General features: G+C 69.7%; 11 protein-coding genes. 5 read left to right on the forward strand and 6 right to left on the reverse strand.

Features of this window, described 5'->3' with window-relative positions; genetic code table 11:
• Positions 1-114: 114 nt before the first annotated feature.
• On the forward strand, positions 115-1,014 hold the full coding sequence (lpxO, locus tag C1I89_RS21610) for a lipid A hydroxylase LpxO (RefSeq protein ID WP_102774589.1): 900 nt from the start codon (positions 115-117) through the stop codon (positions 1,012-1,014).
• A 45-nt stretch (positions 1,015-1,059) separates the two neighbouring features.
• Here lpxO and hrpA read toward each other — a convergent pair whose 3' ends face one another.
• On the reverse strand, positions 1,060-4,956 hold the full coding sequence (hrpA, locus tag C1I89_RS21615) for an ATP-dependent RNA helicase HrpA (RefSeq protein ID WP_102774590.1): 3,897 nt from the start codon (positions 4,954-4,956) through the stop codon (positions 1,060-1,062).
• A gap of 197 nt (positions 4,957-5,153) precedes the next feature.
• Here hrpA and argA point away from each other — a divergent pair, with 197 nt between their 5' ends.
• The 3 genes from argA to C1I89_RS21630 all read left to right on the forward strand — a co-directional run bounded on the left by argA (position 5,154) and on the right by C1I89_RS21630 (position 8,959).
• Complete coding sequence (argA, locus tag C1I89_RS21620) at positions 5,154-6,512, forward strand: amino-acid N-acetyltransferase (protein WP_102774591.1); 1,359 nt, start codon at positions 5,154-5,156, stop codon at positions 6,510-6,512.
• A 100-nt stretch (positions 6,513-6,612) separates the two neighbouring features.
• Complete coding sequence (locus tag C1I89_RS21625) at positions 6,613-6,885, forward strand: oxidative damage protection protein (protein ID WP_102774592.1); 273 nt, start codon at positions 6,613-6,615, stop codon at positions 6,883-6,885.
• 130 nt (positions 6,886-7,015) lie between these two features.
• Complete coding sequence (locus C1I89_RS21630) at positions 7,016-8,959, forward strand: phosphocholine-specific phospholipase C (protein WP_102774593.1); 1,944 nt, start codon at positions 7,016-7,018, stop codon at positions 8,957-8,959.
• A gap of 6 nt (positions 8,960-8,965) precedes the next feature.
• Here the strand turns inward: C1I89_RS21630 and phoU are convergent, their stop codons facing one another.
• The 5 genes from phoU to rmuC form a co-directional block, all read right to left on the reverse strand.
• Entirely contained in the window at positions 8,966-9,697 is a 732-nt protein-coding gene (gene phoU, locus C1I89_RS21635; RefSeq protein ID WP_102774594.1) for a phosphate signaling complex protein PhoU, read from the reverse strand.
• A gap of 175 nt (positions 9,698-9,872) precedes the next feature.
• Positions 9,873-10,553, reverse strand: a complete 681-nt coding sequence (rpiA, locus tag C1I89_RS21640; RefSeq protein WP_102774595.1) for a ribose-5-phosphate isomerase RpiA — start codon at positions 10,551-10,553, stop codon at positions 9,873-9,875.
• 38 nt (positions 10,554-10,591) lie between these two features.
• Positions 10,592-12,253, reverse strand: a complete 1,662-nt coding sequence (locus C1I89_RS21645) for an isovaleryl-CoA dehydrogenase (protein ID WP_102774596.1) — start codon at positions 12,251-12,253, stop codon at positions 10,592-10,594.
• Between the two features lie 48 nt (positions 12,254-12,301).
• On the reverse strand, positions 12,302-13,831 hold the full coding sequence (locus tag C1I89_RS21650; protein ID WP_102774597.1) for an amidase: 1,530 nt from the start codon (positions 13,829-13,831) through the stop codon (positions 12,302-12,304).
• Between the two features lie 102 nt (positions 13,832-13,933).
• Positions 13,934-15,286 carry a DNA recombination protein RmuC gene (rmuC, locus tag C1I89_RS21655; RefSeq protein ID WP_102774598.1) on the reverse strand — a complete coding sequence of 451 codons (1,353 nt, stop codon included), beginning with the start codon at positions 15,284-15,286 and terminating at the stop codon, positions 13,934-13,936.
• A 142-nt stretch (positions 15,287-15,428) separates the two neighbouring features.
• Here rmuC and C1I89_RS21660 point away from each other — a divergent pair, with 142 nt between their 5' ends.
• Positions 15,429-16,088: a PhoP regulatory network YrbL family protein gene (locus C1I89_RS21660; RefSeq protein ID WP_102774599.1), complete on the forward strand. Its 660-nt coding sequence runs from the start codon at positions 15,429-15,431 to the stop codon at positions 16,086-16,088.
• Positions 16,089-16,199: the final 111 nt, after the last annotated feature.

Here is a 16,199-nt window from a genome sequence, read left to right on the forward strand (position 1 = left end):
GAATTGTACCGGTCAAAGCCCCTGCGCCGGGCGCCGCGTAACGGGGCGTCGGCGGCCGCCTGTGTAACAATAGCCCCTGTCCCCGCTCCACCGATTGCTGCACGAGATTCACGTATGAAATGGCTAATTCCCGGGATATGGCTGGCCGCCATCCTGTTTGCGCACTTCCGCGGCCGCGTCAGGCTGCCGCTGGGCCGGCAGATGCTCGATCACTCCGTCCTGCTGGCCCCGGTCAACGCCTTCATGGTGCTGGCCTCGCGCGTGCCGCCCACCCCCTACCTGACCACCAGCGAGATCGCCGAGCTCAAGGTGCTGGACGACAACTGGGAGACCATCCGCGAGGAAGCGATGCAGATGGCCGAGCTGCGCCGCATCAAGGCCGCCGACGCGCACAACGACATCGGCTTCAATTCCTTCTTCAAATACGGCTGGAAGCGCTTCTACCTGAAGTGGTATGACGCGCGCCACCCCTCGGCCGAGGAGCTCTGCCCCAAGACGGTCGCCATTCTGAAGACCCTGCCCAAGGTCAAGGCCGCCATGTTCGCGGAACTGCCGCCCGGCGGCCAGCTCAACCGCCACCGCGACCCGTTCGCCGGCTCGTTGCGCTACCACCTGGGCCTGGTCACGCCCAACGACGACCGCTGCCACATCATCGTCGACGGCGAGCCCTACAGCTGGCGCGACGGCGAAAGCGTGGTGTTCGACGAAACCTATGTGCACGAGGCCTACAACCGCAGCGAACAGAGCCGCATCATCCTGTTCTGCGACGTGGAGCGTCCGCTGAAGTGGCGCTGGGCCGAAGCCTTCAACCGCTGGTTCGGCCGGGTCGTGATGTCGGCGGCCAGCTCGCCCAACGACGGCGGCGACCAGACCGGCGCAATCAACAAGCTGACGCACGCGCACTGGGTCATCGACCAGAAGCGCAAGGCCTTCAAGGCCTGGAACCGCACGGTCTACAAGGCCACCAAGTTCGGCTTGATCGCCCTGGTCATCGTGGGCTTCCTGGCGCTGTAGTAATCGCCCGCGGGCGCCGGAACTCCCCGGCGCCCGCGGCCGGCGCTAGCGCTGCAACGATTCCCAGCTCTTCATCAGCCGTTTCACCGAAACCGGCATCGGCGTGCGCAGCTCCTGCGCGTACAGCGCCACCCTCAACTCCTCCAGCAGCCAGCGGAACTCGTCCAGGCGCGGATCGGGCGCGCCCTTGAGCGCCGCCCGCGCGCGCTGGTATTGCGTCAGCAGCGGCGCCATCTCGCCCACCAGCCTGGCGTCGCGCGCCGGGTCGGCGCGCAGCTTGTCGATACGCGCCTGCACCGCCTTCAGGTAGCGCGGGAAGTGCGCCAGCTGCGCATAGGGCGTGTCGCGGATGAACCATTTCGGCATCAGCGCGCCCAGCTGCGCCTGCAGGTCGGCGTAGGCGGCGGCGTGCGGCTTGGCCTGGGGCAGCTTGCGCAGCACCGCGGCGTACTCGGTCAGCACCGCCCCCGCCAGCCGCGCCACTTCCTGGGCCAGCAGGCCGAGCCGGCCCTTGCCCTCGGCGCGGCGCGCCTCGAACTGCTGCGCGTCGACCGGCCAGGGTTCGGCCAGGCAGGCCTGCCCCAGCGCGCAGTCGATGATCTGGTCGCGCAGCTCTTCCTGCGTGCCCAGCGTCATGTAGAGCATGCTGATGCGGGTCAGGTCGGTCAGGTTCTTTTCCAGGAACTTGACCTGTTCGCGCAGGCCCAGCCGGAACAGCCTGAGCAGGCCGGCGCGATGGTGCTTGCGGGCCTCGTCCGGATCGTCGAACACGTCCAGGTCGCAGTGCGCGCCGCGATCGACCAGCGCCGGATAGCCGATGACCGACTGGCCGCGCCGCTTGATCTCCATGATCTCCGGCAGCGGGCCGAAGGACCAGGAGGTCAGGTTCTCGTGCGCCAGCGCCTGCGCGACCTGGGTGTCGCTGGCCGCCAGCTGCTGGAAGGTGGCCTGCGCCTGCTTGCCGAACTCGGCGCGCAGCTGCGCCAGGTTGCGGCCGGCGGCCAGCATGCGGCCGTGCTCGTCGACCACGCGGAAGTTCATGAACAGGTGCGCCGGCAGGGTTTCCAGCTTGAAATCCCCCACCGCCGGACGGACCTGCACCTGGTCCCACATGTCGGCGATGATGGCCTCCACCAGCCCCTGCTGCGGATCGCCCAGGCGCTCGAACCAGCGCTCGTAGAACCCGGCGGCGTAATCCGGCAGCGGCACGCAATGGCGGCGCAGCTTCTGCGGCAGCGACTTCAGCAGCAGATGCACCTTTTCCTTGAGCATGCCGGGCACCAGCCATTCGCAGCGCGCCGGGTCGATCTGGTTGAGCGCGAACAGCGGCACCGACAGCGTCACGCCGTCGCGCGGCGAGCCGGGCTCGAAGTGGTAGTCCAGGGCCATGGACACGCCCTGCCATTCCACCTTCTTGGGAAACACCTCGGTGGTGACGCCGGCCGCTTCGTGCCGCATCAGCTCGTCGCGCGTCAGCAGCAGCTTGGCGGCCGTTTCCTTGTCCAGGCCCGCCACCCACTTCTCCAGCGTGGCGGTCTGCGAAATGCCTTCGGGCAGCTGGCGGTCGTAGAAGGCGTAGATCAGCTCGTCGTCGACCAGGATGTCGGGACGGCGGGTCTGGTGCTCCAGCTTCTCGATGCCGGCGATCAGCTTGCGGTTGTGCGCCACGAAAGGCAGGCGCGTGTCGATCTCGCCCGGCACCAGGGCCTGGCGGATGAACAGTTCGCGCGCGTGCGCCGGATTGACGCGGCCGTAATGGATGCGCCGGCCCGAATAGACCACCAGCCCGTACAGCGTGGCGCGTTCGTTGGCCACGACCTGGCCGGCCTTTTTCTCCCAGCGCGGGTCCGACCAGTTCCGGCGGATCAGGTGCGCGGCGACCTTCTCCAGCCAGGCCGGATCGATGCGCGCCACGCAGCGGGCATACAGCCGGGTGGTCTCCACCAGTTCGGCGGCGACGATCCAGCGCCCCGCCTTCTTCACCAGCCGCGAACCCGGATGGATGTGGAAGCGGATCTCGCGCGCGCCCTGGTAGTGGCCGCCCTCGTCGCTCTTGAAGCCGATATTGCCCAGCAAGCCCGACAGCAGCGCCAGGTGCAGCTGTTCGTACGTGGCTTCGGTCTGGTTGACGCGCCAGCCCTGCTCGCCCACCAGGGCGGCAAGCTGGGTGTGCACGTCGTGCCATTCGCGCAGCCGGATGGGCGACAGGAAATTCTGGCGCAGCAGGGCCACCAGCTTGCGCTGCGAGGCCTTGTGTTGCACCTGTTCGCCGTACCAGCGCCACAGCTTCAGGAAGGAGATGAACTCCGACTTGTCGTCGGCGAACTTGGCGTGCGCGGCCTCGGCCGCCTCGCGCTCCTGCATGGGGCGGTCGCGCGGGTCCTGCACCGACAGGGCCGAGGCGATGATCAGCATTTCCGCCAGGCACTGGTGTTCGCGCGCGGCCAGGATCATGCGGCCGATGCGCGGGTCCACGGGCAGCTTGGCCAGTTCGTGGCCGGTGCGGGTCAGGGCGAAGGCCGCGCCGGTGCGCGCGCCGTCGGCGTCCTCGTTCGCGGCGGCGGCCAGTTCGATGGCGCCCAGCTCCTGCAGCAGGTGGTAGCCGTCGGCCACCGCGCGCCCCGGTGGCGCCTCCACGAACGGGAACTGCTCGATATCGTCCAGCTTCAGCGACTTCATCCGCAGGATGACCGAGGCCAGCGACGAGCGCAGCACTTCCGGATCGGTGAACGCGGCGCGGTTATTGAAGTCCTGCTCGTCGTAGAGGCGGATGCAGACGCCCGGCCCCACCCGGCCGCAACGGCCGGCGCGCTGGTTGGCCGAGGCGCGGCTGACCGGCTCGATGCGCAGCTGCTCGACCTTGTTGCGCCACGAATAGCGCTTGACGCGCGCCAGCCCGCTGTCGACCACGAAGCGGATGCCGGGCACGGTCAGCGAGGTTTCCGCCACGTTGGTGGCCAGCACGATGCGCCGCGCATTGGTGCGCGGATGGAAGATCTGCTCCTGCTCGGCCTGCGACAGCCGGGCGTACAGCGGCAGCACCTCGGTGCCGGCCGGATGGCGCTTGCGCAGCGCCTCGGCCGATTCGCGGATTTCGCGCTCGCCGGGCAGGAACACCAGCACGTCGCCCGGGCCGTGGCGCGCGCATTCGTCCACGGCGTCCACGATGGCGTCGATCAGGTCGCGCTCCTCGTCGCCCGACATGCGCTCGCGCCCGGGCTTGCCGGCGGCCGGCGCCTCGCCTTCGGCCGGCTCTTCACGCACCGGACGGTAGCGGACCTCGACCGGATACAGGCGGCCGGAGACTTCGATGACCGGCGCCGGCCGGTCTTCGGACGCCGCGAAGTGGCGGGCGAAGCGCTCGGCGTCGATGGTGGCCGAGGTGATGATGAGCTTCAGGTCCGGGCGGCGCGGCAGCAGCTGCTTGAGGTAGCCCAGCAGGAAATCGATGTTCAGGCTGCGTTCGTGCGCCTCGTCGATGATGATGGTGTCGTAGCGGCGCAAGAGCGGGTCGCGCTGCGACTCCGCCAGCAGGATGCCGTCGGTCATCAGCTTGATGAACGCGTTCGGGCCGGTGCGGTCGTTGAAGCGCACCTGGTAGCCCACCACCTCGCCCATGGGCGTATTCAGCTCCTCGGCGATGCGCTTGGCCACCGAGGTCGCCGCCAGGCGGCGCGGCTGGGTATGGCCGATCATCTTCTGGCGGCCGCGGCCGAGTTCCAGGCAGATCTTGGGCAGCTGCGTGGTCTTGCCCGAGCCGGTCTCGCCGCTGACGATCACGACCTGGTGGCCGGCGATGGCGCGCGCGATCTCCTGGCGCCGCGCGCTGACGGGCAGGTCTTCGGGATAGGTCACCGCGGGGATGGGCCGCTCGGGACGCGGCGCCCGGGGCGCGTTTGCCACGGCGGCCCTGGGCGCCCGCGGGCTGGAGGATTCAGGCATGTACGATAGTCCGGTTAGCCCGCCATTATAAATTTTCGCGCGCCCGCCTGCCCCCGGCCGGCCGCGGCGCGTCGCGGATCGGGCCTGCGGGACAGGCCCCGGCGGTCATATAATTTCGCCACGCCGTCCGCGCGACGGTGCCATGACGCGGCATGAGGCCGCGTTCTCGACGACTCTCAGGAATCCCTCCCACCATCATGCCCGACCTGGAACCAGACACCGTTTCCGCCCTCGAAGCCCCAGAATTCGCGCCCGCCCAGTTCGTCCGATGGTTCCGCGACGTGGCGCCGCACGTGCATGCGTTCCGAGGCAAGACGTTCGTGGTGGCGTTCGGCGGCGAGCTGGTGCAGGCCGGCGCGCTCAACGCGCTGGTGCAGGACCTGTCGCTGCTGTCCTCGCTGGGCATCCGCCTGGTGCTGGTGCACGGCTCGCGTCCGCAGGTCAATGAGCAGCTGCGCCTGAAGGGGTTCACCCAGCAGTTCGACCGCGGCATGTCGCCCACCGACGCCGCCGCGCTGGAATGCGCCAAGGAAGCCGCCGGCGAAATCCGCCTGGACATCGAGGCCGCCTTCAGCCAGGGGCTGCCGAACACGCCCATGTCGCATTCGCACATCCGCGTGATCTCCGGCAATTTCGTCACCGCGCGCCCGGCCGGCGTGATCGACGGCGTCGACTACAAGCACACCGGCCAGGTCCGCAAGATCGACATCGACGCGCTCAAGTTCGCCATCGAGAAAGCCTCGTCCGTGGTGCTGCTGTCGCCGCTGGGCTTCTCGCCCACGGGCGACGCCTTCAACCTGGCGATGGAAGACCTGGCCACCAGCGTGGCGGTGGCGCTGCGCGCCGAGAAGCTCATCTTCCTGTCCGGCTCGCCGGGCGTGATGAACGACGACGGCACGCTGGACACCGAACTGGCGCGCGTGGACGCCGACGCGCTGCTGGCCGCCGGCACGCTGGACGAGGAAACCCACGCCTTCCTGCAATGCGCCTCCCTGGCGGTCAAGCGCGGCGTGGCCCGCGCGCACCTGCTGCCCTTCACGCTGGACGGCAGCGTGCTGCTGGAGATCTTCACCCACGACGGCGTGGGCACCATGGTGGTCGAGGACACGCTGGACGATCTGCGCCCGGCCACCATCGACGACGTGGGCGCCATCCTCAGCCTGATCGAGCCGCTGGAGGCCGACGGCACGCTGGTGCCGCGCCCGCGCAGCGTGGTCGAGCGCGACGTGGAGAACTTCACGGTGCTGGAGCACGACGCCGTCATCTACGGCTGCGCCACCCTGCACAACTTCCCCGAGGAACAGATGGCGGAAATGGCCTGCCTGATCGTGCACCCGGAATGGCAGGGCTCCGGCGAAGGCGAGATCCTGCTGCGCCACATGGAATCGCGCGCGCGCGCCGCGGGCGCCAAGCGGCTCTTCGTGCTGACCACCCGGACCTCGCACTGGTTCATGAAGCGCGGCTTCGTGCAGGGCGGCATCGCCGACCTGCCGCGCGAAAAGCAGAACAACTACAACCGTTCGCGCAACAGCCTGGTCTTCATCAAGAAACTGTAGGCGGCGCGGTCCCTGACCGCAGAGCCCGAAGGGGCTTGGCGGCCGCCGGCCGCCAAGCCCGCTAAAATGAGGCCTTATTTATTTTTCCGGCAGCGTAATCATGGCTCGTATCATCAACTGTGTGAAATTGAAGCGTGAAGCCGAAGGGCTGGATTTCCCGCCCTACCCCGGCGAACTCGGCACCCGCATCTGGCAAAGCATCTCCAAGGAAGCCTGGGAAGAATGGAAAGCCATCCAGACGCGCCTGGTCAATGAAAACCGCCTGAACCTGGCCGACGCCCGGGCGCGCAAATACCTGCAGCAGCAGATGGAGCGCTTCCTGTTCGAAGACGGCAACGTCGAAGCCCAGGGCTACGTTCCGCCTTCGGCCTGAATCCGGCCCACCGGCCCGCGGCGCCCGCCAGGCAGGCGCCGCCCCCGAAGCCCCTCGCAGCGCGAGGGGCTTCGCGCTTTCGGCCCCGGCCGCGCCGCAGCTTAAGATAGCCTTATCGTCCGCCGCTCCCATGGAAAACACCTTGTCCGCCACCGCCGCCACGTTTGCCTCGATCGCACGCGCCCTGGAAATCGCCCCCGACCGCCGCAGCGGCACGCTGCGGGACGTGCGCCACGTGGTGATCCTGATGCAGGAGAACCGCTCGTTCGACCATTATTTCGGCGCCCTGCCCGGGGTGCGCGGCTTTGCCGATCCGCTGCCCGCGCCCACGGCCGCGGGCGACGTGCTGACGCAAGCCGACGGCGCGGCGCGCGTGCGGCCCTATGCGCTGCGCGCGCAGTACGCGGCCGACACGCCGGTGGGCTACATCACGCCGCATACCTGGGACGACGCCCAGCGCGCCTGGAACGACGGCCGCATGGACCAGTGGCTGCCGGCCAAGAGCCGGCTGGGCATGGGCGCCTACGAGGCCGCCGACGTGCCCTTCCAGACCGCGCTGGCCGAGGCCTTCACGCTGTGCGACGCCTATCACTGCTCGATACACGCCGGCACCAATCCGAACCGGCTGTTCCTGTGGACCGGCACCAACGACCCGGCCGGGCTGGCCGGCGGTCCGGCGCTGGTCAACACCTTCGACCGGCTGGGGCCGGCCGGCGAAGGCTATGCCTGGACCACCTACCCCGAGCGCCTGCAGGCCGCGGGGGTGGACTGGCGCATTTACCAGGACATGGCGGACAACTATCACGACAACCCGCTGGCGGGCTTCAGACAGTACCGCCGCGAACACGAGAGCGGCGCGGCCGAGGCGCCGCTGCGCGAACGCGGGCTGACGACCCGCACGCTCGACGACCTGGCCCGCGACGTGGCCCGGGGCACGCTGCCGCAGGTGTCGTGGATCATCGCGCCCACGGCCGATTCCGAGCACCCGGAAGTGTCGTCGCCGCGCCGGGGCGGCGCGTATACGGAGCGCGTGCTGGACATCCTGACCCGCAACCCCGAGGTCTGGAGCGGCTGCGTGTTCTTCGTCACGTACGACGAAAACGATTGCTTCTTCGACCACATGCCGCCGCCGGCGCCGCCGGCGCGCACCCTCGACGGTTCGTCGGGCGGCCTGTCCACGGTGGAGCTGGACGGGGAGTACCACGACGCGCGGGTCGGCCCCAGCGCGGGCACGCCGGACGACCCACCAGGATTGCACGGACGCGGGTTCGGGCTGGGGCCGCGGGTGCCGATGCTGGCGATTTCACCGTGGAGCCGCGGCGGCTGGGTCGATTCGCAGGTGTACGACCATACTTCGGTGATCCGTTTCCTGGAGGCCAGGTTCGGGGTGGCCGAGCCCAACATCAGCGCCTGGCGACGGGCGGTGACGGGGGACCTGACGGCGGCTTTCGATTTCGCCGGGGACCGCGGACAGGTGACTGCCGGCGGCGGACGCCGTTCATGCCCGCTGCCGTATGCGCTGGAGGTCGAGGGAACGATGGCCGGCGACGGCAGGCATTACCGGCTGACCTTGCGCAATGCGGGGACGGCAGCCGCCGTGCTGCATGTGTATGACCGGCTGGCGCTGGACCGGGCGCCACGGCGGTACACGCTGGGCGCGGGAGCGCGCCTGGAGGACGGCTGGGCGGTGGATGCGGACGGAGCCTACGATTTGTGGGTGCTGGGGCCGGATGGGTTTCATCGGCGGTTCCGCGGGAATTCGGCGCTTCTGGAGGCTCGGCCGGTTCGCGGGGATGCCGGCGGCATACGGGTCCGGCTGGCGAATCGCGGGGAAGCGGCGATGGAGGTGGAGCTCGCTTCGCGGATGGGCGATGGATGGAAAACCGCGGTTCGCTTGCCTGGCGCGGGCGAGGTGGCGCTTGATTGCCCCCACGTATCGGGCTGGTATGACGTGGAGATTGCTGCGCCGGCGCTGCCGGGGTTCGGACGGCGGATGGCCGGGCGAGTGGATGGGCGCCGAGCCGGGGTGGCCGATCCCCGGCTTTCGGCTGCAACGGTGTTGGCGCTTGGGTGACCCGGCCTACTCGGGCTTTTGGTCTTCGGGCGTGTCTTCGTCGCCGCGGGCCAGGCGTTCGGTGTTCTTGACGCCGGTGTGGCGTACGTCGGCGCCCTTGACCATGTAGATGACGCGTTCGGACATGTTCTTGGCGTGATCGCCGATGCGCTCCAGCGCGCGGGCGACGAAGATCATGTCGATGGCGCGCGAGATGGTGCGCGGGTCTTCGATCATGTAGGTGATCAGGTGGCGCAGCGCGCCCTTCCATTCCTTGTCCACTTCCTTGTCGCTGCGCACGACGGCGGCGGCCTGGATGGGGTCGAGGCGGGCGAAGGCATCCAGGGCCTGGTGCAGCATGGTGCGCACGGCGGCGGCCATGTGGCGCAGTTCGATGACGGGGATGTGGCGCATCTCGCCCTCGTGGATGCGGCGGGCGACGGTGGCGACTTTTTCGGCTTCGTCGCCGGAGCGTTCCATGTCGGTCAGCATCTTGGACACGGCCATCAGCATGCGCAGGTCGATGGCGGTGGGCTGGTGGCGGGCGAGGATGCGGCTGATGCTTTCGTCGATCTCCACTTCGTGGCGATTGACTTCCTTTTCACGCTCGCGGACTTTTTCGACGAGCGACAGGTCGCCGCTGGCCAGCGCGTCGATGGCCTCCTGGATCATGGCTTCCACCAAGCCGCCCATTTGCAAGAACTGCGAACGGACGCTTTCCAGATCCGCGTCGAACTGTTTGTTAGTGTGCTCCGACATCCGGGCTCCCTGCGTGGTTGATCTCATTGCACTGCCCCGACATTGAAAGGTGTTATGAGCTGGGCTTGCACAGCCGGCAAGGTTATGACCCAAGTGTGACAGGATTATGAATCGCCCCCGGACCGCCCGCAAGGCGTGGCGGTCCGGGGTTTGCGGCGCCCGGACGGGCGGCGGCTCAGGCCTTGCGGTCCAGGCGGCGGATGCCGGTCTGGGTGGCCAGCAGCGCCACGTCGGCGCCGGCCAGCGCGAACAGGCCGCAGGTGACCACGCCGGGCAGGTTGTTCAGGCGGGCTTCGAGGCCCGGGGCGTCGGTGATGGACAGGCCGGCGACGTCGAGGATGATGTTGCCGTTGTCGGTGACGAAGCCTTCGCGCAGCCTGGGCTGGCCGCCCAGGGCCGCCAGGGCGCGGGCCACGGATTCGCGGGCCATGGGGATGACTTCGACGGGCAGCGGGAACTTGCCCATGGTCTGCACCAGCTTGGATTCGTCGGCGATACAGATGTAGCGGTCGGCCACCGAGGCCACGATTTTCTCGCGCGTCAGGGCCCCGCCGCCACCCTTGATCATGTGCAGGTTGGCGTCGATCTCGTCGGCGCCGTCCACGTAGATCGGCATGCCGGCGACGTCGTTCAGATCCAGCACTTTCAGGCCGTGGCCGGCGAGCCGGGCGGCGCTGCGCTCCGAGCTGGCCACCGTGCCGCCGATGCGGTCCTTGAAGCGGGCCAGGCCGTCGATGAACAGGTCGGCGGTGGAGCCGGTGCCCACGCCGATGACGACGTCCGGGCCGGCGACTTGTTCAACGAGTTCCAGGGCCGCGTCGGCGGCTTGCTGCTTGAGTTCTTGCTGGGTGAGCATGGCGAAAAAATGCGCAAAGGGTTGTCGAGCCGGGAAATTTAGCACGCGGCGGCGGGCCAGGCGCGCGCCAGGATCGCCCGGGTATCCGTCCCCGCGTCGAGTTCGCCGAAGATGCCGCCATCGGGACGCAAGCGGCTGGCGGCGAAGGCCTGGGCGACGGCGTCCGGGGCGTGCTGGATCAGCAAGGCGGCCTGCCACAGGCGCGCCAGGCCGGCGGCGATGCGCCGCGCCTGGAACGGCGCCTGAGCCGGATCGGCCAAGAGCGCGCGCCAGCGCGCCAGGGCTTCGTCGAAGTCCCGGTTCTGCCCCCGCGCCGCGGCCAGTTCGCGCTCCAGCGCCGGCAGCGCCTCTTCCTCGCGCTGCAGGGCGCGCAACACGTCCAGCGCCATCACGTTGGCCGAGCCCTCCCAGATGGAATTGACCGGCGTTTCGCGGTAAAGCCTGGGCATGGGGCCGTCTTCGACATAGCCGTTGCCGCCCCAGACTTCCATGCATTCGGCCACCGCGGCGACGGCGCGCTTGCAGACCCAGAGCTTGGCGGCGGGCGTGCCCACGCGGACCAGGGCGCGGGCCCCGGCGTCGGCGCGTTCATCCACGGCGCGCGCCAGCCGCAAGGCCAGCGCCGTGGCGGCCTCGCTTTCCAGCGCCAGGTCGGCCAGCACATTACGCATCAGCGGCTGTTCGAGCAGGGGCTTGCCGAAGGCGTGGCGGTGGCGCGCATGATGGACGCCCTGCACCAGCGCCTGCCGCAGCAGCGCGCTGCTGCCCAGCACGCAGTCCAGCCGCGTGGTGGCGGCCATTTCGAGCAGCGCGACCAGGCCCCGGCCCGGTTCGCCCAGCAGCACGCCCCAGGCGTCTTCGAACTCGACCTCGGCGCTGGCGCTGCTGCAATTGCCCAGCTTGTCCTTCAGGCGCCGCACGCGCACGGCGTTGCGCGGGCCGTCGGGTATCCAGCGCGGCACGAAAAAGCAGCCCAGCCCTTCGTCGGTCTGCGCAAGCACCAGATGCGCGTCGGCCTGCGGCACCGAGAAAAACCATTTGTGCCCCACCAGCCGGTAGGGGCTGCCGCGGCCCGGCGCGCCCAGCGGCGCGGCGCGCGTGGTCACGGCGCGCAGGTCGGAGCCGCCCTGCTTCTCGGTCAGGCCCATGCCGATCAGGGCGCTGCGCTTGGCCGCCAGCGGCGCGTCGGCGCCGTCGAATTCGCGCGCGTACAGGGCGTTGAGCCACAGGCCGCCGAAGTCCACGGCGCCGGCCGGCTCGCGCTGCAGCAGCGGAACCGCGGCGAAGGTCATGGTGGTGGGGCACAGCGTGCCGGCCTCGACCTGGCCCTGCATCAGGTAGGCCGCCGCGCGCGCCACCTGCGCGCCCGGCTCGGGATGCTGCCAGGCCCGGCTGTGCAGGCCGCGCGCCATGATGCCGCTCATCAGCAGGTTCCATGACGGATGGAATTCGATGTGGTCGATGCGGTGGCCGCTGCGGTCGTAGCTGTGCAGTTGCGGCTTATGGCGGTTGGCCTGCGCGCCGGCTTCCAGCGTCTGCGCGCGGCCCAGCCAGGCGCCGTGCTCGGCCAGCTCGCCGGCCCAGGCCTGCGCGCCCTCGCGGCTTACCGCTGCGCGCAGCGCCGGGTCGGTCTCGTACAGCGAATAGTCCTCCAGGGGCGGGACCTGGTTGAACACGATGTGCGTCTCGAACGATGGCATGGGCGAGCCTCCGTGTGTCTTGCCGCGGGTCCGCGCGGCGCGCCGGCCTCAGCGGGCCATGGGCGCCACCAGGGCCCAGGGCCGCAGCGCCTCGACCTGCGCGGCCAGCTCCAGCAGCAGGGCCTCGCTGCCCAGCGGCCCCATCAGCTGGATGCCGATGGGCAGGCCGTCGGACGACATGCCGTAGGGAATGGAGATGGCGGGCATGCCGGTCAGGTTGGCCAGCGGCGCAAACGGCGAATAGCCGATCACGCCCTTCTTGCCCAGACGGTAGGCCAGATAGTCGGCGTTGTCCATGGCATAGCGGCCGATGGGCGCCGGCGGCTGCGCCAGCACCGGGCTGAGGAACAGGTCGTAGCCCTGCGCGCCTTCGCGCGCCAGGAAGCGCCCGACCCGGCGGGTGATCTCGTGGCAGGTGTCCACGCAGGCCACGTATTGCGCGCCGGAGATGGCGCGCGCGTATTCGCGCGCGCCCAGCGTGGTGGGCTGCAGCTCGTCGGCGGCCAGCCGCTTGCCGCGCGCGCCGACGAAAGCGTCGATGGCGTTGGCCGCCGCGCTGGCGATCAGGGGCAGCATGGGCGAGAGCACCTCTTCGGAGCCGACCGGCGGCGCGGCCGGCGCCAGCTCATGGCCCAGCCCGGCGAAGAAACGGGCGGCCTCGTCCACCACGGCCGCGACTTCGGGATGGATGGCCTCGCCTTCGTAGGTGGTGGTGACGAACGCGATGCGGCGGCGCGCGGCCGCGTACGGATCGGCCGCCACCCGCGCCACGACCGTGCGATAGGACTCGGGCGGCTGGGCCGGTGCGGCGTACGGCGCGCCCACGTCGGCGCCGGCGCTGATGTCCAGCGCGGCGGCGCAGTCGCGCACCGACAGCGTCATCATGTGTTCGGTGGCCAGGCCGCCCCAGCCCTCGCCCTTGAGCGGACCCAGCGGCATCAGCCCGCGCGAGGGCTTCAGGCCCAGTACGCCGCAGCACGAGGACGGGATGCGGATCGAGCCGCCGCCGTCGCTGCCGTGCGCGATGCGCACCATGCCGCTGGCCAGCGCCGCGCCCGCGCCGCCGCTGGAGCCGCCGGCGCTGTGGCCGGCCTTCCAGGGATTCTGCGTGGCCGGGCCGTAGACGGGCGATTCGGTGGTGGGGCTCAGGCCCAGTTCCGCGCTGGTGCTGCGGCCGAAGGGGATCAGGCCGGCGCGGCGGTAGCGCTTGACGAGTTCGGCGTCGACGTTCCATTCGACCTGGCCGTACAGCACCGAGCCCATGGCGCTGGGCAGGCCCAGCGCGGCGGTGCCGAGATCCTTGAGCAAGGTGGGCACGCCCAGGAACGGACGCCGCTGCAATTGCGCCTGCCGCTGGCCGGCGGGCATCGCGGCCAGTTCGTCGTCCAGCAGTTTCGCCAGGTGCAGGCCGGTCTCGGCCTGCACGCCGCAGGCCGCGTTGATCGCGGGGTTGCGGGCCGCCACCCGGTCCAGCGCCTGCTGCATGGCGGCTTGCGCGGTCGTGACCCCCAGCGCGATGTCGGCGCCCAGCGCCGTCGCGTCGAGGGGGGAGGAATCATGGCGTTCGGCGGTGCTCATGCTGCGATGCTCCTGGTATCGACGGCGAATTGCCGTAGCCCCCAGGATATCGGCACAAGCAGCGGGCAACAAGGGCATGCCCGCCAGCCCCGGACCGAGGGCTCAGCGCGGCCCGGGTTCGTCCGGCTCCGGCTCGTCGCCGGCTTCGCCCAGCAGCAGCCGCGCGTCGGCCTCGGGCAGCGCCTCCACGTCTTTCAGGTTGCGCAGCATGGCGCGCGTGCGCACCTCGGTCTGGCCGATCTTGTTGCTGGCGGTGTCCAGCGTTTTCTTCACGCTGGCCAGCGCGTCGCCGAACTTGCCGAATTCGGTCTTGACCGCGCGCAGCACCTGCCAGACTTCGGACGAACGCTGTTCGATCGCCAGCGTGCGGAACCCCATTTGCAGGCTGTTGAGCAGCGCCGCCAGATTGCTGGGGCCGGCCACGTTGACCCGCAGGTCGTGCAGCCGGTCGAGCAGGCCCGGACGGCGCAGCACTTCGGCATACAGGCTTTCCGTGGGCAGGAACATGATGGCGAAGTCGGTGGTGTGCGGCGGCGCCACGTATTTGGCGGCGATGGCGCGCGCCTGCAGCTCGACCGCGCGGCCCAGCGCGGCGCCGGCGGTCTTCACGCCTTCGGCGTCGGCGGCGTCCTGCGCGTCCATGAGGCGCTCGTATTCTTCCTTGGGGAATTTGGCGTCGATGGGCAGCCAGACCGGACCCGCGCCCTCGCCCCGGCCCGGCAGGCGGATGGCGAATTCCACCACCGCGTCGCTGCCCGGCACGGGCTTGATGTTGCTGGCGTACTGGTCCGGCGTCATGTTGTCTTCGATCAGCCGGGCGAGCTGCACTTCGCCCCAGGTGCCGCGCGACTTGACGTTGGTCAGCACGCGCTTGAGGTCGCCCACGCCGGCGGCCAGGGCCTGCATTTCGCCCAATCCCTTGTGGACCGCTTCAAGCCGGTCCGACACCAGCTTGAAGGATTCGCCCAGGCGCTGCTCCAGCGTGGCGTGCAGCTTCTCGTCCACGGTGCGGCGCATTTCCTCGAGCTTGGCGCTGTTGTCGGTTTGCAACGCCTGCAGGCGCTGGTCGACGGTGGCGCGCACTTCCATCAGGCGGCGCTCGTTGATCTGGATGAGGCCTTGCAGCTGTTCCGAGAAGCCCGTGGCGAAGCGCGCCAGCGATTGCGCCGACTCGGCGCGGGCGGCCTGGGCGTCGCGCGCCAGGCCCGCGCGCAGTTCGTCCTGAGACTGGGCGGCTTCGGCGCGCAGCGCGCGCTGGCCTTCGGCGAATTCGCTGCGCAGCCCGCGCTGGCCTTCCGCGATCTCGGCGCGCAGCGCGCGCTCGGTCCGTTCCAGCCCGTCGAGCAGCGCGTCCAGGCGCGCGTCCCGGGCGGGCGGCCGCAGCCAGGCCAGCAAGGCCGCCAGAAAAGCCAGCACCGCGCCGCCGGCGGCGACCCAAAGCAGAATATCGTTCAAAGCATGCGTCTCCAAAGCCAGGATTGTAGGGCCGTCGCCGCCCGATCCGGAGTTGCCCGACTGCTTTTGGCCGCCAACGGGATTACACTCAGGACCAACCAAACAGGTCTCAGCCTTGAATCCCGCCGATCCTTTCTCCTGTATGTCCGCGGCTTCGTTCCAGTCGGTTTTCGGCCCGCTGGATCTGGACGCCGCAACGCCGCTCGCCACCGGTCACGACCGGCATATCTTCCAGCATCCGCACATGCCGTCCCTGCTCGTCAAGGTCATGGACATGCGCGCCCGCGCCGTGTACCTGGAGACGCGCCCGTTCAAGCGCTGGTACAAGCAGTACCAGCGCGAAAGCGCCTACCGCGTCTACCTGAACGAGATCTCCGAATACGTCACCACCACCACCCGGCCTTCGGGCGTGTGGCAGGTGCCCATGGCCCGCATCCTGGGCGTGGCCCAGACCACGCTCGGCCTGGGCCTGCTCGTCGAGAAGATCTGCGACGCCGAGGGCAACATCGCCCCCACCGTCGCCGACCTGGCCTACCAGGGCAAGCTGGACGCGGCGCTGAACGCGCAGCTCGACGAGTTCTTCGAAGACCTGGCCGACGCCCACGTGGTGCTGCACGACATTTCCGCCAGCAACATCGCCTGCGGCCTGAACGCCGACGGCAAGCCCGGCCTGTACCTGATCGACGGCTTCGGCGGGCTGCCGCTGATCCCGGTATACGCCTGGAGCAAGCGCCTGAACCGCCGCCGCATCGAGCGCAAGTCCACGTCCATGCGCGCGCGCCTGCAGGCGCGCCTGGGTTAGGGGCGGATTGGGACGCCCGATGGGTTCCGCGCGTTGGGCATCCGATTTTTTTGGCGGGGCTTGCCGCGCTGCACCCATCCTACGACCACCCGCGACATGCCGTAGGATGGG

The sequence above is a fragment of the Achromobacter pulmonis genome (assembly GCF_002885955.2).
GTDB classification, from domain to species: domain Bacteria; phylum Pseudomonadota; class Gammaproteobacteria; order Burkholderiales; family Burkholderiaceae_B; genus Achromobacter; species Achromobacter pulmonis_A.

Coding starts and splice junctions, on each gene's coding strand:
- C1I89_RS21625 (WP_102774592.1), top strand. CDS start 6,613: ATGGCTCGTATCATCAACTGTGTGAAATTGAAGCGTGAAGCCGAAGGG.
- phoU (WP_102774594.1), bottom strand. CDS start 9,697: ATGTCGGAGCACACTAACAAACAGTTCGACGCGGATCTGGAAAGCGTC.
- lpxO (WP_102774589.1), top strand. CDS start 115: ATGAAATGGCTAATTCCCGGGATATGGCTGGCCGCCATCCTGTTTGCG.
- argA (WP_102774591.1), top strand. CDS start 5,154: ATGCCCGACCTGGAACCAGACACCGTTTCCGCCCTCGAAGCCCCAGAA.
- C1I89_RS21645 (WP_102774596.1), bottom strand. CDS start 12,253: ATGCCATCGTTCGAGACGCACATCGTGTTCAACCAGGTCCCGCCCCTG.
- C1I89_RS21630 (WP_102774593.1), top strand. CDS start 7,016: ATGGAAAACACCTTGTCCGCCACCGCCGCCACGTTTGCCTCGATCGCA.
- rpiA (WP_102774595.1), bottom strand. CDS start 10,553: ATGCTCACCCAGCAAGAACTCAAGCAGCAAGCCGCCGACGCGGCCCTG.
- hrpA (WP_102774590.1), bottom strand. CDS start 4,956: ATGCCTGAATCCTCCAGCCCGCGGGCGCCCAGGGCCGCCGTGGCAAAC.
- C1I89_RS21650 (WP_102774597.1), bottom strand. CDS start 13,831: ATGAGCACCGCCGAACGCCATGATTCCTCCCCCCTCGACGCGACGGCG.
- C1I89_RS21660 (WP_102774599.1), top strand. CDS start 15,429: ATGTCCGCGGCTTCGTTCCAGTCGGTTTTCGGCCCGCTGGATCTGGAC.